The sequence below is a fragment of the Phaeospirillum tilakii genome (assembly GCF_042683125.1).
Classification (GTDB): Bacteria; Pseudomonadota; Alphaproteobacteria; order Rhodospirillales; family Magnetospirillaceae; genus Phaeospirillum; species Phaeospirillum tilakii.
The window spans coordinates 18,058-41,203 of record NZ_JBHUIY010000035.1 but is presented as its reverse complement, the minus strand read 5'-3'; the positions used below and the strand labels follow the sequence as shown (position 1 = coordinate 41,203).

At 70.4% G+C, this 23,146-nt stretch carries 16 protein-coding genes; all 16 read left to right on the top strand.

Annotation, left to right across the window (positions count from 1 at the left end):
- Positions 1 to 113: 113 nt before the first annotated feature.
- The 16 genes from ACFSNB_RS14870 to ACFSNB_RS14795 all read left to right on the top strand — a co-directional run bounded on the left by ACFSNB_RS14870 (position 114) and on the right by ACFSNB_RS14795 (position 23,033).
- Positions 114 to 989 carry a tyrosine-type recombinase/integrase gene (locus tag ACFSNB_RS14870; protein ID WP_377317949.1) on the top strand — a complete coding sequence of 292 codons (876 nt, stop codon included), beginning with the start codon at positions 114 to 116 and terminating at the stop codon, positions 987 to 989.
- A 58-nt stretch (positions 990 to 1,047) separates the two neighbouring features.
- On the top strand, positions 1,048 to 1,350 hold the full coding sequence (locus ACFSNB_RS14865; protein WP_377317947.1) for a type II toxin-antitoxin system TacA family antitoxin: 303 nt from the start codon (positions 1,048 to 1,050) through the stop codon (positions 1,348 to 1,350).
- Positions 1,350 to 1,889 carry a GNAT family N-acetyltransferase gene (locus ACFSNB_RS14860; RefSeq protein WP_377317945.1) on the top strand — a complete coding sequence of 180 codons (540 nt, stop codon included), beginning with the start codon at positions 1,350 to 1,352 and terminating at the stop codon, positions 1,887 to 1,889. Before ACFSNB_RS14865 ends, ACFSNB_RS14860 begins: the two co-directional genes overlap by 1 nt.
- 83 nt (positions 1,890 to 1,972) lie before the next feature.
- Positions 1,973 to 2,137 (top strand): hypothetical protein, encoded by a 165-nt coding sequence (locus ACFSNB_RS14855; RefSeq protein ID WP_377317943.1) that lies wholly within the window; start codon positions 1,973 to 1,975, stop codon positions 2,135 to 2,137.
- 366 nt (positions 2,138 to 2,503) lie between these two features.
- Positions 2,504 to 3,448, top strand: coding sequence for a helix-turn-helix transcriptional regulator (locus ACFSNB_RS14850; RefSeq protein WP_377317941.1), 945 nt, complete (start codon positions 2,504 to 2,506; stop codon positions 3,446 to 3,448).
- 150 nt (positions 3,449 to 3,598) lie between these two features.
- Positions 3,599 to 4,690, top strand: coding sequence for an HlyD family secretion protein (locus ACFSNB_RS14845; RefSeq protein ID WP_377317939.1), 1,092 nt, complete (start codon positions 3,599 to 3,601; stop codon positions 4,688 to 4,690).
- Positions 4,687 to 6,228 carry a DHA2 family efflux MFS transporter permease subunit gene (locus tag ACFSNB_RS14840; RefSeq protein WP_377317937.1) on the top strand — a complete coding sequence of 514 codons (1,542 nt, stop codon included), beginning with the start codon at positions 4,687 to 4,689 and terminating at the stop codon, positions 6,226 to 6,228. The genes ACFSNB_RS14845 and ACFSNB_RS14840 overlap by 4 nt, the downstream gene beginning before the upstream one ends.
- 1 nt (position 6,229) lies before the next feature.
- The gene (locus tag ACFSNB_RS14835; protein ID WP_377317935.1) at positions 6,230 to 7,666 is read left to right on the top strand and encodes an efflux transporter outer membrane subunit; all 1,437 of its coding nucleotides are present in this window, start codon (positions 6,230 to 6,232) and stop codon (positions 7,664 to 7,666) included.
- Positions 7,667 to 7,921: 255 nt separating this feature from the next.
- The gene (locus ACFSNB_RS14830) at positions 7,922 to 13,420 is read left to right on the top strand and encodes a non-ribosomal peptide synthetase (protein WP_377317933.1); all 5,499 of its coding nucleotides are present in this window, start codon (positions 7,922 to 7,924) and stop codon (positions 13,418 to 13,420) included.
- Positions 13,417 to 15,171 carry an ABC transporter ATP-binding protein gene (locus tag ACFSNB_RS14825; protein ID WP_377317931.1) on the top strand — a complete coding sequence of 585 codons (1,755 nt, stop codon included), beginning with the start codon at positions 13,417 to 13,419 and terminating at the stop codon, positions 15,169 to 15,171. The genes ACFSNB_RS14830 and ACFSNB_RS14825 overlap by 4 nt, the downstream gene beginning before the upstream one ends.
- Positions 15,171 to 16,955 (top strand): ABC transporter ATP-binding protein, encoded by a 1,785-nt coding sequence (locus tag ACFSNB_RS14820; protein ID WP_377317929.1) that lies wholly within the window; start codon positions 15,171 to 15,173, stop codon positions 16,953 to 16,955. Before ACFSNB_RS14825 ends, ACFSNB_RS14820 begins: the two co-directional genes overlap by 1 nt.
- Positions 16,952 to 18,055, top strand: coding sequence for a saccharopine dehydrogenase NADP-binding domain-containing protein (locus tag ACFSNB_RS14815; RefSeq protein WP_377317927.1), 1,104 nt, complete (start codon positions 16,952 to 16,954; stop codon positions 18,053 to 18,055). Before ACFSNB_RS14820 ends, ACFSNB_RS14815 begins: the two co-directional genes overlap by 4 nt.
- Before the next feature lie 20 nt (positions 18,056 to 18,075).
- Positions 18,076 to 19,206: a class I SAM-dependent methyltransferase gene (locus tag ACFSNB_RS14810; protein WP_377317925.1), complete on the top strand. Its 1,131-nt coding sequence runs from the start codon at positions 18,076 to 18,078 to the stop codon at positions 19,204 to 19,206.
- Positions 19,207 to 19,213: 7 nt separating this feature from the next.
- On the top strand, positions 19,214 to 21,157 hold the full coding sequence (locus ACFSNB_RS14805; RefSeq protein WP_377317923.1) for a class I SAM-dependent methyltransferase: 1,944 nt from the start codon (positions 19,214 to 19,216) through the stop codon (positions 21,155 to 21,157).
- On the top strand, positions 21,154 to 22,260 hold the full coding sequence (locus ACFSNB_RS14800; RefSeq protein ID WP_377317921.1) for a Gfo/Idh/MocA family oxidoreductase: 1,107 nt from the start codon (positions 21,154 to 21,156) through the stop codon (positions 22,258 to 22,260). Before ACFSNB_RS14805 ends, ACFSNB_RS14800 begins: the two co-directional genes overlap by 4 nt.
- Positions 22,261 to 22,307: 47 nt before the next feature.
- On the top strand, positions 22,308 to 23,033 hold the full coding sequence (locus tag ACFSNB_RS14795) for a VOC family protein (protein WP_377317919.1): 726 nt from the start codon (positions 22,308 to 22,310) through the stop codon (positions 23,031 to 23,033).
- Positions 23,034 to 23,146 lie beyond the last annotated feature (113 nt).

Here is a 23,146-nt window from a genome sequence, read left to right as displayed (position 1 = left end):
CGGTTCGCCCGCCGATACTCACGGCGGGCGGTTTCGGTCCAGGGCATCGATCTCTCTCCGTTTCGTCTCGCAACAAAACGGAATCACAACCCTCTGAAACCGCTCAACTCTTTTTGAGTTGGGCTCTCAAAGAGCATGTCGCGGTGCGCTGCAAGCCGAGCACCCAGGCCGAATACAAGCGTTCGGTCGAGCTGTTCATCAATCCGAAAATCGGGACCCGCAAGGTCACCGACATTGAGCGGCGCGACATCGCCGAACTGCACCAATCGCTCAGCCACATCCCCTACCAGGCCAACCGGACCCTCGGCGTCCTGTCGAAAATGTTCAATCTGGCCGAGGTGTGGGGATTACGGCCGGACGGCAGCAATCCCTGCCTGCACGTCAAGAAATACGTCGAGCGCAAGCGTGAGCGTTTTCTCAGCCCCGACGAGTTCGCCGCCCTCGGCACGGCGTTGCGCGAGGCCGAGGCGGATGGATCCGAGACCCGATCGGCGATCACCGCGATCCGGCTGTTGATGCTGACCGGCTGCCGTCTGAGCGAAATCATGACGCTGAAATGGGAGGACGTCGACACTGCGGCCCGGGAACTGCGCCTACCCGACTCCAAAACCGGGGCGAAGGTGGTGCATTTCGGCCAAACCGCCGCCGCCATCCTGGACAGCATCGAGAGGTTGGACGACAACCCGTTTGTCATCACCGGCAAGAAGCCCGGCGCCCGGCTGACCGACCTGCAACACCCGTGGCAGCGTATTCGGGACAAGGCCGGCCTGGGTGATGTCCGCCTCCACGATCTGCGCCATTCCTATGCCAGCGGGGCCCTGGCGCTGGGGGAAGGGTTGCCGATGATCGGCAAGCTGCTCGGCCATTCGCAGGTCCAGACCACCGCCCGCTATGCCCACCTCGCCAACGATCCGGTCAAACGTGCCGCCGGCCGGGTGTCGGACATGATCGGCCTCGCCCTGACCGGAGGCGAACCACAGAGCCGCTAACGTGTTGAAGATGTCAGTACAGACCTGATAGGGTTGCGGTCAGAGAGGAAGGTGCCTGATGACGTCCGCCGAACCGCATCCGACCAGAGCCCAGCCCCGCAAGGGCGACGTGATCCAGATCCGCGCCTCGTCCGAGACCAAGGCGCTGCTGAACCGGGCGGCGGCGTTGCGCGGACAAAAGCTGTCGGAATTCATGCTCGACAGCGCCCGGCGTCAGGCGGAGGAAACCTTGCTGGATCAGCGGGTGTTCTTGCTGGAGCCCGACGCACACGCGCAGTTCCTGGCGCTCCTTGACGCCCCCGCCGCGCCGAGCGACGAAGTCCGTCAGCATCTGACCCGCCCGGCTCCCTGGGAGCGGTAATGCCGGAAAAAGAGGGGCCTGATCCGCCCCGGCGCGTACACTCGCCAGAGCGTTTGACCCCGAGCCACGATCTGGCCGCGTTCCAAAACGGCCGGCACCCGCCTCTGGACGATTGGCTGAAACGTCGGGCGCTTGCCAGCGAAGGCCTGTCGGCCCGGACCTACGTCGTCTGTGACGCCGATCCTCCGGGACGGGTGGTCGGCTATTACGCGCTGTCCACCGCAATGGAACAGCGGCGGGTTCTGCCCAGTGCAAGACTTCGGTCCGGAACACCGGACGAAATCCCGTTGCTGCTGATTGGCCGCCTCGCCGTCGATCAGGCATGGCACGGAATGGGCCTGGGCAGCGCCCTGGTCTCCGACGCCTTGCGGCGTTGCCTCGCCGCCGCGGACATCGCCGGTGTCCGCGCCGTGATCGTGCATGCGATCGACGACGGGGCGGTCAAATTCTACCGTCGTCTGGGTTTTATCCCCTCCCCGCTGGGGCCGCGCGTCCTGATCCTGCCGATTGAAACCGTTCGCTCCGTACTGTCCGATTAAACCCGGGGGGCAAAAATACCGCCCGCCCTCTCCCGCTCTGCTTCCTGGCCCGCCATGACCAATTCAAACGTCATGTCGCGGCAATGATCGACATGCCCGACCGCCTCAGTGACCTGCTGTTCCGCTTCCTGCACCAGAACAACGACACGCTTTCCCAGCGCGCCCGGGATAAAGAATTCGCCGGATTGACCGACGAAAAAGCCCGTAGGATCGAGTCCATCTACGCGGACGCCTTTCCCGGAGAGTGACCATGACGACCCGTTCACCCTCCCGGAGAGACATCATCTCGGCACTGCAGGTAGAACAGCGTCGTTTGCGGCACGAACAGGAGCAATCCGTCTGACGACCAATAGGTCACCCTCCCTCTGATAGCACACGAGGAGGCGACCGGAAGCCCCCTCGTCGCTTCACGGCGAACGCGGCCGGGGTGAGGTATCCGAGGCCGTGCAGGCGACGGCGACGACCTGATCGGCCGGAACACCCTTGGGGTCTGTTCGTGACGGCAGGCTCGGCACCGGACTCGACGGGCCGGACGAAACCTCCTATCAATGATAACGATTATCATTATCTTTTGCCGTGCGATCTTGCCCCCGCGCGGCAGTGCGAGGTCTGCCATGACGTTCCAGCCGTCCGATCCGACTCATTCCGAGATCGCCGCCTCGACCCTGATCCGGGATGTCTCCGTGCTGCGGCTCGACCCGGCCTCGACGTGCCACATGGTCACCCGTTCTCCCCAGGACGGGATCGACCTTCTGATCTGGCGCGGCCGGTTCAGCCGTCCGGTCGAGATGACGATCCGCGACGATAGCGAGCGGATCCACTTCACCTGCACACTGCAAGGCCGTGCGCGGCAATGGTTTGAATCCGGGGCCGGCAGCCTGGAACACCTGCTTGACGCCGGCACCGCCTGCATCGGGTTCAATCCCGGTTGCCGGGGCCGTTTCGGCCAGAATGGCCCTTTCGAAAGCGTGACGGTGATGGTCCGCCCCGACCTGTTCGCCGGCTGGGGCGACAGCGTCGATTCCACACTGAACCAGGCGATCCAGTCCGGCCGCTGCTTCGCCCGCTGCCCGCCCGTGGCCGAACTGACGGCAACGGCGGCAACACTCTGCCACGCCTTGACCGGCGAGCCGGGGCGGCATTCGTCCTTGTGGCTGCTGGGACAAGGCCTCGCCATGGTCGGGCTGGTACTGGAAGCCCATGGTGCCGGCCCCCACCCCATCGCCCCGCTTCCCGCGGCGGAGCGGCGCAAGTTGCGGCGAGCCCGCGACCGGCTGCTCGCCGACCTCAGCCAGCCGCCGACGATCGCCGAGTTGGCCCGCGAGGTCGGCCTCAGCGTCCTGAAGCTGAAGCGCGGCTTCCGCCTGATGTTCGACGACAGCGTCTACGGCCTGTTCCAGCACGAGCGGATGCAGGAAGCGCGCCGCCGCCTGCGCGCGGGGGAACTTTCGGTGACCGAGGTGGCGTCCGAACTTGGCTACACCAACGCCAGCCATTTCGCCGCCGCCTTCCGCAAGCAGTTCGGCGTCCCTCCGTCCGCCTTGAAGCGGGCACCGTAACGCGGGCCGCGTCCGCCGCGCGCCCTCCATTGCCGCAATCCGCTGAATTTTGAACCGATCCGGGCCCCAATCGAGCCGATCCGGGTAGCGCCGCGACGGACCCATCCCCGATCATCGCGCCACAGCTTTCCAACGCGCCGGATGGACCCTATGGACAAGCCCCGATCGATACGCCCTCGCAAGGCGGTGCTGCTGGCCCTCGCCAGCGGCGTGGCCATCCTGGCCTGCGCCGGGGGTCTCTATCACCAGAGCTACGGACGCTACTTCCAATCGACCAACAACGCCTACGTCCAGGCGGATTCCGTCGTGGTGTCGTCGAAGGTGGCCGGCCTCGTCGAGGCGGTGTTCGTCTCCGCCAACCAGGACGTCGCGGCGGGAGACCCGCTGGTGCGAATCGATGCGCGCGACTACCGCGCCGAGGCGGCCCAGGCCGAGGCGCAGATTGGCGTCGCCCACGCCCTGGCCGAAAGCACCCGGGCGCAAATCCGTGAACAGCGGGCGGGAATCGAACAGGCGCGGGCCCAGCGCGACGTCGCCGAGGAAAACACCCGTTTCGCCGAGGCCGAGGCGGCACGCTACGAACCGCTGGCCGCCTCCGGGGCGGAAACACGACAGAGTCTGGCCCGACTGCGCACCGAGGCCCGCCAAGCCCGTGCCCAGCTCGGAGCGCGGCGCGCCACCCTGGCCAGCGCCGAACGGCGGGTGGCCGCGCTGGAAGCGGGGGTGGAACAGGCCATGGCTCAGGCCCGGGCCGCGGAGGCGCGGTTGCAGGCGGCCCGGATCAACGTCGAGGCCAGCCTGATCACCGCCAGCACCAACGGCCGGATCGGCAACCTGACCGTCCGGGTCGGTCAGTATGCCCAGCCCGGCCAGCGGATGATGAGCGTGGTCCCGGTCGGCCGGCTGTATGTCGAGGCCAATTTCAAGGAAACCCAGGTCGGACTGATGCGGACGGGCCAGCCGGCCCGGCTGGAGGTCGACGCCCTGCCCGGCATCGCGTTCGCGGGGCGAGTGACCAGCCTTGCCCCCGGCACCGGAGCACAGTTTTCGCTGCTGCCGCCGCAGAACGCCACCGGCAACTTCACCAAGATCGTCCAGCGCGTCCCGGTGCGGATCTCGATCGACGCCAGCCCGGCGCTCCTGGCGCTGCTGGTGCCTGGCCTGTCGGTCGAGGCCGAGGTCGATACCCGCTCGGCCCGGGACGAGCTGACCCGGCTGGCCCGGGCCGATCAGCCGCAATGACCCCCGCCACGCCACGGCCCGAGGGAGAACGGACCGAACCCGGCGCCTGGCTGGCGGTGGTCGCCGGCACACTGGGCGCCTTCATGGCCACCCTCGACATCTCGATCGTCAACGCCGCGCTGCCAACGATCCAGGGCGAGATCGGCGCCAGCGCCACCGAGGGCACCTGGATCACCACCGCCTACCTGGTCGCCGAGATCGTCATCATTCCGCTGAGTGCCTGGCTGGTGCGCCTGCTGGGGCTGCGCAGTTTCCTGCTGCTGGTGGCCGGGCTGTTCACCGCCTTCTCGATCCTGTGCGGCCTGTCCACCTCGCTCGCGATGATAATCGTCGGGCGCAGTGGCCAGGGCCTGAGCGGCGGAGCGATGATTCCGACCGCGATGACCATCATCGCCACCCGCCTGCCGCCGCACCGGCAGATGATGGGCAATGCCCTGTTCGGCATGACCGCGATCCTGGGACCGGTGCTCGGCCCCCTGGTCGGCGGCATGCTGACCGATACGGTCAGCTGGCGCGCCGCCTTCTTCATCAACCTGCCGATCGGGATCGCCCTGGCCACCCTGCTCCTGACCGGATTGCGGCACGAGCGCTCCAACCTCGGACTGATCCGCGAGGCCGACTGGCTGGGAATCGGCGGCATGACCCTCGGTCTCGGCTGCCTCACCGTGGTGTTGGAGGAGGGGCAGCGTGAACAATGGTTCGAATCCGCGCTGATTCTTCGCCTCTGCCTCGCCGCCGGACTGGGCTTCGCGCTGCTGCTGGCCGGCCAGATGATGGCACGCCGGCCGGTGATCCGGCTGCGCCTGCTGCTCGACCCCCAGTTCGGCAGCGTGGTGATGATGGGCATCCTGCTGGGCATGGTGCTGTACGGCACATCCTACCTGATCCCTCAGTTCCTCGCCGCCATCGCCGACTACAACGCGTCGCAGGCGGGCCGGATCGTGCTGCTGGGCGGCGTCCCCTCGCTGATCCTGATGCCGCTGACGCCGCTGCTGATGCGCGGCCTCGACATCCGGATCGCCGTCGCCCTCGGCCTGCTGACAATGGCGGTCAGTTGCTGGCTGGAAACCGGGCTGACGGCGGATTCGGTCGGCGGAGACTTCGTGCTGTCGCAATTGCTGCGCGGCGTGGGGCAGGTGCTGGGGATCCTGTTCCTCAATCAGGCGGCGATGACCTCGGTTCCCCCCGACCAGGCCGGCGACGCGGCCGGGCTGTTCAATGCCGCCCGCAACATGGGGGGATCGATCGCCCTGGCCGGCATCGCCACCCTCCAGGATCAACGCCTCTGGCTGCACAGCCGACGGATCGAGGAGACGCTGTCGGCCAACGCCGTATCGACCCACGACTATCTCACCCTGCTGGGACAGGGCGAGTCCGTCGCCGGAATGGTGTCCCTGGCCCGGATCATCCAACAACAGGCCCTGGTGATGACCTTCAACGATCTGTTCTGGCTTCTGGGCACCGGCGTCGCGGTCGTGACCGTGCTGGTGGTGTTCCTGCGCCCCCTGCGCTCCGGCGCCGAAGCGATGGCGCGCTGAGATGCGGAAAGCGCCCGCCCCCGCCGCCCTCCTCGCCGCGCTGTGCCTGCCCGGCTGCATGATGCTGGGGCCGGACTATGCCGGACCGCCTGAAACGGTTCCCCCGGCCGCCCCGTTCGTCCGCGCCGGACCGGCGGACGGGGCCCCGCCGGCGCTGGCGTCCTGGTGGGAGGGATTGGGCGACCCGCTGCTCGACCGTCTGGTGGGGCGGGCCCTGGCCGGCAACGCCGACATCGCGGCGACCCGGGCGCGGACCCGGGCGGCGCTCGCGGTGCTGGCGGCACGGCGGGCCGATTTGTTCCCCCGTGCCGGCGCCCAGGGACTCTACCTGCATGGCCATCTGTCCGACGTCGATTTCGGCGCGATCCGCGACGGCGCCGGCGGATCGGAGGATTTCGACTATTACAGTCTCGGCTTCAACGCCAGTTGGGAAGTCGATCTGTTCGGCCGACAACGCCGAGGCGCCGAAGCCGCCCTGGCCCGCGCCGAGGCGGCCCAGGCCAGCCTGGCCGACGCCCGGCTCGGCCTGTCGGCCGAACTGGTGCGGACCTACGCCGACTTACGCGACCGGCAACGGCGGCTGGCCCTGGCGCGCGAGACCCTGGCGCTGCGTCAGCAGGCGCTGGATCTGATGCGACAGCGTCATGACCAGGGCACCGCCACCGAACTCGACATCGAACGCCAGCGGATGCGAATCGAGGAGCCACGGGCCCGCATCGCCCGGCTCGAAGCGGAAACGGCGGCGCTGCTTGACGCACTGGCGGTGCTGAGCGGCACCGTTCCCGGCACCCTCGACGCCGAACTGGCCCCGCCCCGCCCGGCCCCCCTGCCGCCGGCGGTGGTGACGGTGGACAACCCGGCGGCCTTGCTGCGGCGACGTCCCGATATCCGCGCCGCCGAACGGACACTTGCGGCCGACACCGCCGCGATCGGCGTCGCCGCCGCCGAGCGTTTCCCCAAGGTCACCCTGTTGGGCAGCCTGGGAGTCGGCGGCACCGACCTGTCCAGCCTGAGCCGACTGGATGACCTGTCCCTGTTCGCCTTGCCCCGTATCGAATGGACCTTCCTGGATTTTGGCCGCGCCGGGGCCATGCTGGCCCAGGCCGAGGCCCGGCGCGACGAGACCGAAGCCCGTTATCGCGGCGTCGTGCTGGCCGCGTTGCGCGATGCGGAAGACGCCCTGGCCCGTTTCCACGCCAGCCGAACCCGGATCGCCGGCTTCGCTCGCACCCTGGCGGCGGCCGAACGCAGCGTCGTCCTGCTGCGTCAACGCGAACAGGGCGGAACCGCGTCGCGTCTCCAGCTCATTGACGCCGAGGACCAGCGCGTCTCCGCGGCCGAGACCCTGTCCGGAGCCGAAGCCGACCTGACCCGGGACTACGCCGCCCTGCAAAAGGCCCTCGGCCTGGGCTGGGAGGATCAGGAAAAAGGGCCCTGATCCCGGCCGCCCCTTGAAATGATCCCTCTGGCGGCCGGCCAGCCCGCGCGGCGTTGAGCGTCAGCGTCTCGGCATGCATGGATCCAACGGATCAATTGATTCGCCGAGCGGCATGAGCCCCGCCCCGGCCAGAAAATTCCGATCCGGGTAAAGAACGGCACCGTTTCGGCGAGAGACGCCCTCCCCCACGCCGTATTGTCATCCAATGCTGATAATGAAAATCGTTTGCATCATGACGCGGGGAGCATCGCCACGATGGATGTCGCCAAACTGGTCACGGAGCTGGAAACGCTGGGGGTCGACCTGTGGGCCGAGGCCGGAAAGCTTCAGTTCCGCGCGCCGAAAGGGCTGCTGACCGCCGAGCGGATGGGTTTGCTGCGCACCCACAAGGGGCAGATCCTCGACCTGCTGTCGGCCGACCACAGCGTCGTCGTCGAACCCGATCCGGCGGCACGGCACCAGCCGTTCCCGCTGACCGACGTGCAGGCGGCCTACCTGCTGGGCCGGCAGGATTCGTTCGGCCATGGGGGGGTCGCCTGCCACGGCTACCTGGAGGCGACCTTTCCCGAAGCCGCCCCCGAACGACTGGAAGCGGCCTGGAACCGGCTGATCGCCCGCCACGACATGCTGCGCGCGGTGATCGCGACCGACGGACACCAGCGCGTCCTCGACACGGTGCCGCATTACCGCCTGGCCGTCACCGACTGCCGTGGCGCCCCGTCCGCCACCGTCAACGCGACACTGACGGCGATCCGGGCCGAGATGGACCACCGCCTTTACCCCACCGACATCTGGCCGCTGTTCGAATTGCGGCTGACCCGCACCGACGGGGGCGACATCCTCCACGTCTCACTCGACGCCCTGATCGCCGACTGGGCCAGCGCCGGCATCCTGTTCACCGAACTCGACCAGATCCTGGCCGGCCGGGACGATCGGCTGCCGCCGCTTGAAATCACCTTCCGCGACTATTTGCTCGCCGAACGGCGGCTGCGCGACACCGCGCGATACCGCCGCGACCGCCGCTACTGGCTGGATCGTCTCGACCAATTGCCCGCCGCGCCCGATCTGCCGCGCGCCCCCGCCACCGTCGCCACCTTGCCCCGCTTCGTCCGCCATCACGGCCGCCTGGGCAGGGCGGCGTGGGAGTCCCTGCGCCGCCACGCCGCCGCGCGCGGGCTGACGGCATCGATCCCGGTACTGGCCTCCTACGCCGCCGTGCTGCAACGCTGGAGCCGGCGCCAGCGGTTCAGCCTCAACCTGACCCTGCTCAACCGTTTTCCGCTCCACCCCCAGGTCAATGATCTGGTCGGCGATTTCACCTCGGTCAGCCTGCTGGAGGTCGAGGCGCCCGGGCCGCGCGGTTTCACCGAACAGGCGGCCCATCTGGCCGCGCGGATGCTCGACGACCTCGACCACCGCCTGTTTTCCGGGGTCGAGGTCATGCGCGAACTGGCGCGTCGGCGCGGCCGTGAGGCGGCTTTGATGCCGGTGGTGTTCACCAGCGCGATCGGCCTGGACGCCCGCCCCGAAGGCGGCCCCCGGTTCGGCCACGGCCTGACCCAGACCCCCCAGGTGGTTCTTGACTGCCAGGTCCGCGACGACGCCGACGGGCTGGACATCAACTGGGACGTCCGCCAGGGCGTGTTCCCCGACGGCATGGTCGATGACATGTTCGCCACCCTGCTGGCCCTTCTCGCCGCCCTGGCCGAGGATGCCACCGCCTGGGACAGAACCGAACCGGTGCCGCTGCCGGACTGGCAGCGGGCCGAGCGCGCCCGCGTCAACGCCACCGCCACCCGGTTGCCGGACGGGATGTTGCATCACGCCCTGCTGCGCCATGCCGCCCAAACCCCCGGGGCGACGGCGGTGATCGCGCCGGGGAGAACCCTGAGCTACGGCGAACTGGCGCGGCGGGCCGCCGGGGTGGCGACGGCGCTGCGTGACCGGGGCTGTGCTCCCGGCGAACCGGTGGCGATCGTGATGGCCAAGGGGCCCGAGCAGGTGGTGGCGGCCCTCGGAGTGCTGCTGGCCGGTGCCGCCTACCTGCCGTTCGAGGCGCGTCAACCGCGCCAGCGGCGCGACCGGGTGCTGGCCAACGCCGGCCCGCGCCTGATGCTGACCCAATCCTGGCTGCCGGTCGCCGCAGAGGCGCCGGCCGGGGTCGAGGCCCTGGCGGTGGACCGGATCGCCCCGGCGGAGACACTGCCCGAGACGGATGACGGCGCCCCCGACCGCCTTGCCTATGTGATCTACACCTCGGGCTCCACCGGCGAGCCGAAAGGGGTGATGATTTCCCACCGCGCCGCCCTCAACACCGTCGCCGACATCAACCGCCGCTTCGGCGTCAGCGCGACCGACCGCATGCTTGGCCTGGCCCAACTCGGCTTCGACCTGTCGGTCTACGACGTGTTCGGCGTGCTCGGGGCCGGCGGCACCCTGGTCCTGCCCGATCCCGAACGGGGGGCCGACCCGTCACACTGGGCCGAGATGGTCGCCCGCCATGGGGTGACGCTGTGGAACTCGGTGCCGGCACAGATGCAGATGCTGGCCAATTATCTCGAAACCGAACCCCGCCCCCTGCCCGCCCTGCGGTTGGCCCTGCTGTCGGGCGACTGGATTCCCGTCACCCTGCCCGACCAGATCCGCCGTCTCGTCCCGGGGCTGGACCTGATCGGACTGGGCGGCGCCACCGAAGCGTCGATCTGGTCGAACCACCACCGCATCGATAGGGTCGATCCGGACTGGACCAGCATTCCCTATGGCTTGCCGTTGGCCAACCAGGGGTTCCGCGTGCTCGACGAGGCGCTCCGCGACGCTCCGGCCTGGGTGACCGGCGAGTTGTACATTACCGGTGATGGTCTTGCCGACGGCTATTGGAACGACCCCGCGTTGACCGCCGAACGCTTCTTCCCCCATCCCGTCGATGGCCAGCGCCTGTACCGCACCGGCGACCTCGGTCGCTACCGCCCCGGTGGCCTGCTTGAGTTCCTTGGCCGCGAGGACGGCCAGGTCAAGATCCGCGGCCATCGCGTCGAGCTGGGCGAAGTCGAGGCGGCCCTGCTGGCCCATCCCGCCGTCGCGGCGGCGGTGGTGGTGGCGGCCGGGGGCACCCGCGCCGACCGTACCCTGCTTGGCTTCATCGAGCCGGCGCGGCGACGGCCGGACGCAGCCGAGGAGGAGCGGCAGGCGTGGCTGCGGCTCGCGCCGGTGGTGCAGCGGTTCGCCGAGGACCATCTCCGCGACCTGGACGCATCACGGGTGGCCGATTCGGTCGGCGCCCTGCGCGACGCCGCGCTGGCCACCATGTTCGACGCCTTCGCCACGCGAGGGCTGTTCGCCGACCGGACGACGGCGCACGATGCCGAGGCGATTCTCGTCCAAACCGGGATCGACCGGCGCCATCATTGGCTGGCCCGGCGCTGGCTCGACCTGCTGGCCCAGGCGGGATGGCTGGCGACCGAGCCGGAAACCGGCCACTACCTCCGGCGCCGCGACGGCATTGATGTCGCGGCGGCATGGGACCGGGTCGCCCGCCTGGGGGCGGAGGGCATGTTTCCCCCGGACTTCGTCGGCTACCACCGCGCCCACGCCGCGCGGATTCACGCCCTGCTGGCCGGCGAGCAGACTCCGTTCACGCTGCTGTTCCCCGAGGGGCGGCAGGACATCGCCCACGCGCTTTACCGCGACGACGCCATCTCGCGCCACAACAATCAGGCGGTTGCGGCCCTGGTCAACCGCATCGCCGCGCGACATCCACGCGGCACCGCGCTGCGCCTGCTCGAATTCGGCGCCGGAACCGGCGCCACCAGCGCGGCGGTGATCCCGGTGTTGGAGGGCTATGACGCCGACTACCTGTTCACCGACGTCACCCCCTTCTTCCTGTCCGAGGCGCGCGAGCGTTTCCGCGACCATCCCTGGGTCCGTTTCGGCCGCGTCGACCTTGACGACGACCTGCCCGCCCAGGGGATCGCGCCGCAATCGGCCGACGTGGTGCTGTGCGCCGGGATGCTCAGCAGCACCGCGGACATCGCCGCCGCGCTGGCGCGGATCGCCACCACCCTCGTTCCGGGGGGCTGGCTGATCCTGACCGAGCCCACCGCCGACCTGCCCCACATCCTGCTGACCCAGGGCTTCATGATCGAACCGGCCGGCGGCGACCACGCCCACGGCGGCACCAAATTCCTGCCGGTCGAACGGTGGCGCGAGTTGATCGCCGCCGCCGGAGGCGACCTGCTGCTGTCGCTGCCCGAGGACGACGCCCCACTGGCGGCTTGCGGGCTCCGGATGCTGGCGGCACGCTTCAAGGCCGACCGGGAACGGATCGGTGCCGACGAACTGGTCACCTTCCTGGCCTCGCGGCTGCCCTCGCACATGGTGCCCGCCCACATCCAACCGCTCGACCACCTGCCGCTGACCGGCAACGGCAAGCTCGACCGCGCCGCCCTGGCCGGCTGGATCCCGGTGGGCGGGATCGATCCCGGCGTCCCCGCCACCGCCGAAGCGGATGGCCTGACCGCGCGGCTGTGCGCATTGTGGGCCGAGGCCCTCGGCCTGGCCCGGCTGGCGCCGGAGGACAATTTCTACGACCACGGCGCGGATTCGCTGATCCTGGCCCGGGTGGCCGGACGCCTGCGCGAGGAGGTGGTCGAGGCCAGGGACTTCGCCTACGACACCTTGTTGCGCCAGATGCTGAACGAGCCAACCGCCGCCGCCCTGGCCCGGACCCTGCGCGCGCCGTCCGCCGCAGCGGAAACGGGAACACGGGCCGTCCCCGCGCCGGCCGTCCCGGCAGCCGGCCAGGACAGCAACGCCCTGCTGCTGCCGTTCGGCGGCGGCGACGACGGGGTGGCCCGCGTGATGTTCCACGCCGCCCTGGGCACGATGGATTATTTCCAGCACCTTGGCCGCGCTCTGGCGGCCCAGTCCCTGGGGCCGGTGATCGGCATCGCCGTCGCCGACACCGAACGCTACCTCGCGCTCGAACCGGCCGAACTGATCGGGCGGGTGGCCGACGATTACGCCCGGCGGCTGGCCGAGGCCGGGCACCGCCGTTTCCAGTTGGTCGGCTATTGCCTGGGAGGATTGCTGGCGACCGAGGTCGCGCGAAGGTTGTTGGAACGCGGCCTCGACGTGTGCGACCTGACCCTGGTCGACAGCATCCCGATGTTCATCGACACCGACGAGGAACTGGCGTTCGAGGCGATCTTCGTTCCCAACCTCAACCTTGATCCGGTCACGGCGGTGTTCGGCGCCGACATCGACCCTGCCGACGTCTACCGCGCGATCGAAACGCTGACCACCGGCGGCAACCAGCGCATTCCCGCCGGAGCGATGGGGCGGCTCGGCGGTGATCCCGGGCTCGAAGCGGTCGCGGCGGCGGCGCGGCGGCAGGCGGCGCGCCCGCAGCAGGACCGCCTGGCCGACTACGCCCGGGCGATGACCGCCCAGGCCGGAGTGCCGGTGGGGCCGGAACTGGTGCCGGCGCTGTTCCGGGTTTGCCGCCACAGCATGCGCGCCGCCCGCTTCGACCCGCCGCCCTATGTCGGCGACATGACCTATCTGCGCTGCCGGGAACAGCAATCCTTCGGCATCACCGCCGGCGTGGGGCATCTGGCGGTGCCGTTCTGGGAAAAGGTCTGCCTCGGCGACTTCCGCCTCATCGACGTGCCCGGCAACCATTTCAGCGTGGTCGAGCCGCCCCACGTCACGGTGGTGACCGACCATCTTGCCGCCGCGCTGGGAGGGGCCCGGTGAGCGCCCCCGACGACGCCCGCGCGCTGCGCGCGCTGCGGCAACCGGTGATGGGGATGATCCGGGCCGGAACCGGCCTGGGCGGCCTGGGCGCGCTGACCGGCCTGATTCCCTTCATCGGCATCGTCGAACTGGGACGCGCCCTGCTGCGGCCGGGACCGGCCGATCCGGGCGAGTTGGTGGCCATCGCCGCCGTGGTGGTCGCCGGACTGGTGGTCGGCTGGAGCTGCACCGGCGGCGGATTGTGGCTGACCCACATCGCCGACCACCGCCTCCAGGCGATCCTGCGCCGGGCCCTGGTGCGCAAGCTGGGGCGAGTCCCGCTGGGCTGGTATTCCGACCGCACCTCGGGCGCGGTCCGCAAGGCGGTGCAAAGCGACCTCGACGACCTGCACCATCTGGTCGCCCACCATTACGTCGAACTGGCCGGGGCGATCCTGCTGCCGGCCGGGGGCCTCGCCTACCTGATGTGGCTGGACTGGCGGCTGGCCCTGCTGGCCGTCGCTACCCTGCCGATCTATGGCGCCGCCTACGCCTGGATGATGCGCGGGTTCGCCGACAAGATGACCCAGCTTGACGCCAGTTTTTCCCGGGTCAGCGCGGCGATCATCGAATTCGTCCACGGCATCGCGGTGGTCAAGGCGTTCGGACAGACCGGGCGCGCCCACCAGGGGTATCGGCGCGCGGTCCGCGATTTCGGCGAACGCTACGCCGGCTGGGTGCGGCCGCTGCTGCAACTGGAGGCGATCAGTTCGATGGCGCTGTCGACGCCGGTGATTCTCCTGGTCAGCCTGAGTGGTGGCGCGGCGATGATCGCCCGGGGCTGGATCGGCCCGGTCGACCTGCTGGCCGAGGTCCTGGTCGCGGTCGCCTTGCCCCAGACGATCCTGACGCTCAACCAGAGCCTGACCGCCGAACGCAAGGCGGTGGCGGCGGCGGACCGCATCGCCGGCCTGCTCGACACGCCCGAACTGCCCAGCAACCCGTCGCCGCGCCGGCCCGAAGGCGGAGAGGTCCGCTTCGACTCGGTCTCTTTCCGCTACGACGACGGACGCGACGCGCTGTCCGGCGTCACCCTGTGTTGTCGGCCGGGCACCGTGACCGCCCTGGTCGGCCCGTCGGGGGCGGGCAAATCGACCCTGGCCAAACTGGTACCCCGTTTTTACGACGTGACCGGGGGCGCGGTGCTGGTCGGCGGAATCGACGTGCGCGAGATCGCCCCCGACCGGCTGTACCGCCATGTCGGGTTCGTGTTGCAGGACGTGCAGTTGGTGCATGGAACGGTGGCGGACAATCTCCGCCTCGGCCGTCCCTCGGCCAGCGACGCGGAGATGGTCGCGGCGACGCGGGCGGCGCGGATCCACGACCGCATCCTCGCGCTGCCGCGCGGCTACCAATCGGTGGTGGGCGAGGACGCGATCTTTTCCGGCGGCGAGGCGCAACGCGTGTCGATCGCCCGGACCCTTCTGGCCGATACCCCGGTGCTGATCCTCGACGAGGCAACCGCGCACGCCGACCCGGAATCCGAGGCGGAGATTCAGGACGCGCTGTCGGTGGTGGCGCGCGGTCGTACCGTGCTGGTGATCGCCCATCGGCTGGCCACCATCACCGGGGCCGATCGGATCATTGTGCTGGAATCCGGGCGGATCGTCGAACAGGGGCGCCATGCCGAGTTGCTGGCGGCGGGAGGACCCTACGCCCGAATGTGGCGGTCAGGCGCCAACGACGACGCCATCGCGATGGAGGCGTTGTGATGCTGCGTGACCTTGCCAAGATCCTGGGGCCGCGCCACGCCGGGGCGTTGCGGGTCTATCTCGCCTGGCTGGTGGCCTACGCCGTGCTGGAGGGGGCGGCGATCGCCTTGCTGGTGCCGGTGCTGAAGGCGCTGCTGTCGTCCGACCCCGCCGGAGCGACCCCGTGGCTGCTGACGCTGGCCGGCGCGGTGGCGGTGTACTACCTTGCCCGCCACCAGCAGACGATGAAAGGGTTCGCCCTGGCCCTGGTGGTGCTCACCACCCTGCACGACCGTCTGGGCGACCATGTCGCCACCTTGCCGCTGGGCTGGTTTTCCTCCGAGAAGGTCGGACGGCTGGCTCAAAGCGCGACCGGGGGGACCATGATGGTCACCAACGTGTTCGCCCATTTGATGACTCCGGTGGCCAGCGGGGTGCTGACCCCGGCGACGATCGCCCTGGCGATGCTGCTGTTCGACTGGCGGCTGGGCCTGGCGACCTTGGCGTGTGTGCCGTTGATCTACCTGGCCCACCGCTGGTCGTCGCGCTGGATCGGCCGCACCGAGGAAGCGGTCGACGCGGCCGGGGCCGAAGCCGGCAACCGGGTGGTCGAGTTCGCCCGCCACCAGCAGGTGCTGCGCGCTTTCGGCCGCACCAGCGACGGCTATCCTCCGCTCGACGCCGCGATCGCGGCCCAACAGGCGGCGGGGGGATCGATGCTGCGCAATACCATTCCGCGCCTGCTGGTCGGCGGGCTGTCGGTCCACCTCGCCTTTCTGGCCCTGATCTCGGTCGGACTGACGCTGGCGCTGACCGGCGCGGTCGATCCGGTCGAACTGGTCGCCCTGCTGGCATTGGCCGCCCGCTTCGCCGGACCGCTGGCCGAGGCGGCGGGACGCACCGGCCTGCTGCGGATGGCGGCCAACGACCTGCACCGGCTGGCCGAGATCTTCGACCAGCCGGCCTTGCCCCAGCCGGCGACCCCGGCGGCGCCGACCCGCCCGGGGACGATCGCGTTCGAGCGGGTGACGTTCGCCTACCGCCCCGACCAGCCGGTCCTGCACGACTTGTCGTTCCAGATTCCGGCGCGGACGCTGACGGCGATCGTCGGCCCGTCGGGATCGGGCAAGACCACCATCACCCGCCTGCTCCTGCGTTTTTTCGACGTCTCGTCCGGCCGCGTCCTGGTCGGAGGAACCGACGTCCGCGCCCAGGATTCCGAGACGCTGATGGCCCAAATGGCGCCGGTGATGCAGGAGGTCTACCTGTTCGACGACACCATCGAGGCCAACATCCGGATCGGGCGGCCCGACGCCGGCGAGGACGAGGTGCGCGAGGCGGCCCGGCTGGCCGGGGTGGAAGAGATCGTCGCCCGGCTGCCCCAGGGCTGGAACACGCCGGTGGGCGAAGCCGGCTCGCTGTTGTCGGGGGGCGAACGCCAGCGGGTGGCGCTGGCGCGGGCGGTGCTGAAGGATGCCCCGATCGTCCTGCTTGACGAGGCCACCGCCGCGCTCGACCCCGAGAACGAGCATTTCGTCCAGGCGACGATCCAGCGCCTGAAACAGCGGGCCACCGTGGTGGTGATCGCCCACCGGCTGCCGACCATCGCAGCGGCCGACCGGATCCTGGTGCTGGATGGCGGCCGGCTGGTCGAATCGGGCAACCACCGCGACCTGCTCGCCCGCAACGGCCGCTACGCCGCGTTCTGGCGCGAGCGCCGCCGCGCCCATGGCTGGCGGCTGGTGCCCGAAGCCGGACCGGCGGCGCAGCCGAAACGGCATCCGGGGCCGGGGGTGCCGGCATGATCGTCGGACTGGTCGGCGGCTATGGCGACGTCGGAACGGCGGTCGCGCGACAGATCGCCGCGCTGGGGCTGGCGCGGCTGCGGATCGGCGGACGCGACGCCGAGACGGCGCAACGGCTGGCCGCCAGCCTGGGCGGCAGTGAGGCCGCCGGGGTCGACGCCGGCGACGACGCCGCACTCGACCGTTTCGTCCGGGACTGCCGGGTGGTGCTCAATTGCGCCGGCCCGACCCAGGCGATCGGCGACCGGGTGGCGCGGGCGGCGTTGCGGGCGGGGGCGGATTACGTCGACGTCGGAGGTGATGAACGGCTGGAAGCCGCGCTCGACCCCGGCGAATACCGACGGCGGGGGCGGATCGCGGTGATTTCAGCCGGCTTGCACCCCGGACTGACCGGATTGCTGCCCCGCTGGGCGGCGGGACGAGGCTGGAGCCGGGTCGACGGCCTGACCAGCTATTTCGGGCTGCGTGACACCTTCACCCCCACGGCCGCCCTTGATTACCTCCAGGCGGCGGCCGACGGCATCGGCCGGTCGGGAACGGTGTGGCGGGGCGGCCGCCATCCCGCCCCGCCGGTCCGGAACGGCGAAACCGCCGTGCCGCTGTTCCCCGTCCCGACCACCCTGCTGGCCTACCTGACCCCCGAAGCGGAACGGCTGGCGCGCGCGCTGCGGCTGGAACACGGTGCCTGGTACACCGTGCTGTGCGGGCGGCACGTCACCAGCGCCTTCGCCTGCGTCCACGGGCTTGGCCCCGAGGCGGGAGCGCGGCTGTTGTGCCAGGCCAGCCGGCTCGACCTCGGCGGACAAACGCGCTTCGTGCTGCATCTGCTGCAACTGGACGGCTGGCGCGACGGCCGGGCGACAACGCGCACCACCGTGCTGCGTGGCACCGGCAACGCCGCGCTGACCGGGGCGATGGCGGCGATGACCGTCGCCGCCGTCCTCCGGGGCGAAATTCCTCCCGGCCGCCATGCCGCCGCCGCAATCCTGAACCCCGACCGAACCATCCCCCGCCTGGTGTCCTGCGGCGTGGTCGACCTGCTGACCGAGGCCGACGGGACCATCGCCGCGCTCCACGCCATCGAAGAGGGCGCGTTATGACCGCATCGGACTTGCCATCGTTGGCCGCGACGGCCCATCGGGCCGGACTGACCGCTCTGGCCGAACGCGGGGCCGGGGCGGAGACGATCGCTGCCCTGCCCGATCGTCTGTGGCGGGTCGAGGCGATCAGCCTGGACGCGATCCGCGCCTTGCTGGCGGACAGCGGCGCCCTGCCCCCCGGCGGCCCGGCCCACGCCCCCCAAGAGATCCTCGCCATCCTGGGCACCGCGCCGCGTCACGCCTGGCTGGTCCGCCGCTGGCTGGCGGCGCTGGGCAGACGCGGGCTGATCGCGCCGGACCGCGACGGACGCCTGGGCTGGAGCGGACCGCCCCCGCCCAAAAGCGAGGGCGCGGCGGCGCTACCCGAGGCCTACCGGGCCCTGGGCTTTCCCCCGGCGATGGCGGTGGCACACGGTGCCGCGCTGGAGCGGCTGGCCGCCCTGGTGCGCGACGAGGTCACCCTTCAGCGGATTCTGTTTGGCGATGGCGACGTGCTGACCGCGCTGGCCGCCTATCAGGACAACCTGTTCACCGCCTACCTCAACGCCGCCGCCGCCGCTCTGGTCGCCACCCGCGCCGACAGCGGCCGCCCGCGTCTACTTGAACTGGGCGGCGGCGCCGGTCTCACCACGGCGGCGACGGTGCGGGCCCTGGGGGGACAGGCGGCCGCCTACCGCTTCACCGACATCTCCCGCCTGTTCACCAGCGCGGCGGCGCGGCGGTTCGCCCAGGTTCCGGAGCTGTCCTGCGCGCCGCTCGACATCGACACGGATTTCGGGTCCCAGGGGGTGCCCCCCGCCTCGGCCGAAATCGTACTGGCCGGCAACGTTCTGCACAACGCCGCCGACATCGGCGCCACCCTGCGCCGGATCCGCCAGACCCTGGTGCCGGGCGGCTGGCTGATCTTCACCGAATCCACCGAAGAGACGGACGCGATCCTCACCGCGATGCAATTCCTGCTGTCACCGCCGGCGGGAGCACCACCTCCGGGCGGCCGCGACCGGCGCCCCGACGGCCATGTGTTCCTCGACGCGGCGGACTGGACCGACGAACTCGACGCGGCCGCCCTTTCCCCGGTCCTTGAATTGCCCGAACCCGCCTCGCCGCTGGCCGCCGCGGGCCAGCGCCTGTTCCTCGCCCAAGCCCGGTAAGCCCACGATGACCACCCCCCCTCCCTCACTGCCCGACCAGATTCTCGCCGCCCTGCGCCGCCAGGAGACCGGAGCCGCCCTGTCCTCGGGCGAACACCGGTGGAGTGGCGCCGAAATCGCCGCCCTCAGTGACCATGCCGCCGCGCTGCTGCGCGACCGCGGCGCCACGCCGGGCGGCACCCTGGTCTGGCCCGAAACGGCCGTCGAACAGCCCGGCCTGCTGCCGGCACGGCTGGCGGCGCTGCGCCTTGGCCTGCGCCTTGTGGTCGGCCCGCCGACGGAGGGACCCGCCGTGCGGCTCGGTCCGGAGGACCTCGTCCCCCCCGGAGGCAAGCTCCGGCCACGATCCGGCCTGGGCTCGCTCCCGGAGGCGGCCGGAGGCGCCCCCGCCGAGGAAAAGCGGATCCGGCAGCTTGGCAACCGGCTTGGGTCGGTCCGCCGCGTCGCCGTGCTGGCCCCGCTGACGGGTGCGGGGGGCGACGCCGCCCTGGCCTGCTGGAGCACCGGCGGCAGCGTCGTCCACCAGCCGGCGGCACAATCCTCCCCCGGCACGGCGTTGCGCGTCCTTGAACAGGCGCAAGCGGACGCAGCGGTGCTGACCACCCCGCTGCTGCGCGACCTGCCGGAACATCCCGCGCTGGCCCTGGCCGATTTCGGACCGTTGCGGAGAATCGTCCACGATGGCGCGACAGCGGCGGACGGCAACGCCGCCTGGCGCGAGCGGGGAATCGATCTGATCGGCATCGAGGCCGGCCCCGGCGACACGACGGCCCCGGCCACCGCCGGAGACGAGGGCGCCCGCCTGCTCGCCGCGGCCGCGGCCGAGGTCGATGCCGACATGGCCGGGCTCGATCTGGCCGCCGCCCTGTCCGTGATCGACCGCCTGGGCCACACCGCGCTGCTTTCGATGCTGAACGCCCTGTCGCGGCGCGGGCTGTTCCCCCATCCCGGCGCCGTCCACGGCGTGGAGGAGATCCTGCAACGGGCCGAAGTCGCGCAAGAGCATCAACCGCTGATCCGGCGCTGGCTGCGCGTTCTGGAAGAACACGGCCTGCTGCGTGCCGACGAAAAAGGCTGGCGAGCGATCGCGGCGCCCGAAACCTACGCAGACCGGGCGATGGCCCGGGCGTGGGACGGGTTGGAACGCGACTGGAGCGCCACCACCGGCGGAAACGCCGGAACCATCGCCTACGCCCGCCGCAATGCCGAGTGCCTGCCCGAGCTGATGGCGGGCCGCATCCTGGCCGTGCATCTGCTGTTCCCCGAAGGACGCGCGGACCTGGCCCGCGCGCTTTACCGCGAGAGCATCGCCGCCCGCTATCAGCATCTTGCGGTGCGGGCGGTGATCCGCCGGATCGCCGCAGGCTGGCGCGGGAAACGGCCGCTGCGGCTGCTGGAGGTGGGAGCGGGCACCGGAGCGACCACGGAAACCCTGATGCCGGCCCTGGCGGCGGCCAGCGGCGGCAGGGCCGAATACCTGTTCACCGACGTGTCGCGTTATTTCCTCGACCAGGCGGCGTCATGGCTGGCGGCCTATCCCTTCGCCCGCCGGGGGCTTTACGACATCGACCGTGCCCCGGACGGACAGGGTCACGCCGCCGGCAGCTTCGACGTTGTGATCGCCGGCGGCGCGCTCAACGCCGCCCGCGACACCGACGCCTCGGTCGGTTGGCTGCGCGAGCTTCTGAGCCCGAACGGCTGGCTGGTACTGACCGAACCGACGGTCGAGGAGGTGTGGGTCATGGCCTCGCAAGCCTTCATGCTGGCCGAGGCGCGCGACGGCCGGCGCCGCAGCGGCACCACCTTCCTGTCGCTGCCGCAATGGAACGCGGTGCTGGACAGCGCCGGATTGCGCCGCTCCGCCAGCCTGCCTCGGCCCGGGCATCCGCTGGACCGGCTGGGGCATCGGGTGTTCGTCGCCCGCAACGCCCCGACGGAGATGGTGCGGTGACCCCGCCCCGGCTCGGACCGACCCGGCGGGTCGTGGTGGTGGGAACGGCGTTCGGCCGGATCTATCTCGACGCCGTCGCCTCAGCGCCGGACAGATTCTCCCTGGCTGGAATCCTGGCACGCGGCAGCGACTATTCGCGCCACTGCGCGCGGGAACGCCGGGTCCCGCTCTATTGCACGGTCGAGGCCTTGCCCGACGACATCGACATCGCCTGCGTGGTGGTGCGGTCCGGTGCCACCGGCGGCGCCGGGGCGGATCTGGCCCAGGCCCTGTTGGGACGCGGGATCCACGTCCTGCAGGAACATCCGGTTCACGTCACCGAGATCACCGCCTGCCTCCAGGCGGCGCGGCAGGGCGACGCCGCCTACGCGGTCGACACCCTGCATCCCAACATCCGCGCCGTGCGGCAGTTCCTGGCCGCCGCCGCCCATCTGCGCCGACATCATCCCCCCCGCTTCCTCGACGCGGCCTGCAACAGCCAGTTGGCCTATCCGCTGCTCGACATCCTGGGGCGGACGGTGGGCGGGCTGCGGCCCTGGACGTTTGCCGACGCCCCGCTCCGCCCCTCGCCGGACGCCCCGTTCCTCATCCTGACCGGAACGCTCGGCAGTGTCCCGCTGACGCTGCGGGTGCAGAACCAGGTCCACCCCGACGACCCCGACAACCATTCCTTTGTGCTGTACCGGGTCGCGCTGGGATGCGACGCCGGCGTGCTGACCCTGGCCGACATCCAGGGGCCGGTGCTGTGGACCCCCCGGTTGCATGCGCCACGCGACGCCACCGGCCGGCTCCGGATGCGCGGCGACGGTACCGAACGACTGTCCGTGTCCAGCACCACAATCCTTGCCGGGGGCGAACCGGGTAGTTTCCACTGGATGTTCGCCCGGACATGGCCGGACGCAGTGGCCACCTCCCTGCGCGACCTGGACCGGGCGATCAACGACCCGGCCGCCCGGCGACGTGAAGGCCAATGGGCGCTCGACGTGTCGATGGCGTGGCGCGACCTGACCGGACGGCTCGGCATGCCCGAGATGATCCACCCGGAGGAACCGGCGCCGCTGCCGGTGGAGGAGTTAATCCGCGCCGTCCACGCGGTGGGATGAGCAGAGCGCGATGCCCCCGGAAAAACTGGAATGGAAGGAAAAAGACGATGCGATGCAGCCATGTCCTGGTTTGGGTCGACGACCTGCATCGGGCCGTGCGGGATTACCGTCATCTTGGCTTCCAGGTCGACTACGCCAGCGAGCAAAGCAAGGCCCGCCATGCCCATGTCTGGTTCCCGCAGGGACCGATCCTCGAACTGCTGACCACCCCCGGCAACGCGCGCCATTTCACCTGGCTGATCGACCTGGTCGCCGGACGCGGCGCCGGACGCCGGATGGTGGGCTGGGCCGGCGCCGGGGAGGGGTTTTGCGATATGGCGGTACTCGGCGAAACAGCCGACCTGGCCTCGGTGCTGGAGGATCTGCGCCGCGACGGGGTGACCACCGGTCGGCCCGTCCGCTGGGTGCGCCGCCGTCCAGACGGACAGCGCACCCGCTTTCAGTTCGCCTACCCGACCCGGCCCGGCCTGCCTTTCCTGGTCAGCCCCTACGATCCACCGCAACATCCCGCCAGATCGGCCCATCCCAACGGCGCCAGGGGGATGACCCGGGTCCGGCTGGGGGTCGCCTCCGGAGACGAAACGGCGGTGGCCCGGCTGGTCGGGGACGACCCGGCGGTCACACTTGAACCGGCCACGACCACCGGCGTGCGGGCGATCGAACTGGCGGGATTGCAGCACGAACTGGAACCAACCTTCCTGCACGGAGCGGTCATCCGCCGTGACAGCAAACGGACGGACACCACCGCCGGCCTCTCCGACCATTTTAGTTGAATATGAAACTCATTCTCAACTAAGATCTCCACCCTGAAGAGGGGGGCAGAAAGGTCTTTCGCCGAATACCCGCCCCCCCCTCGAAATGATCCGCTGTGACGGCCGGCAAGCCC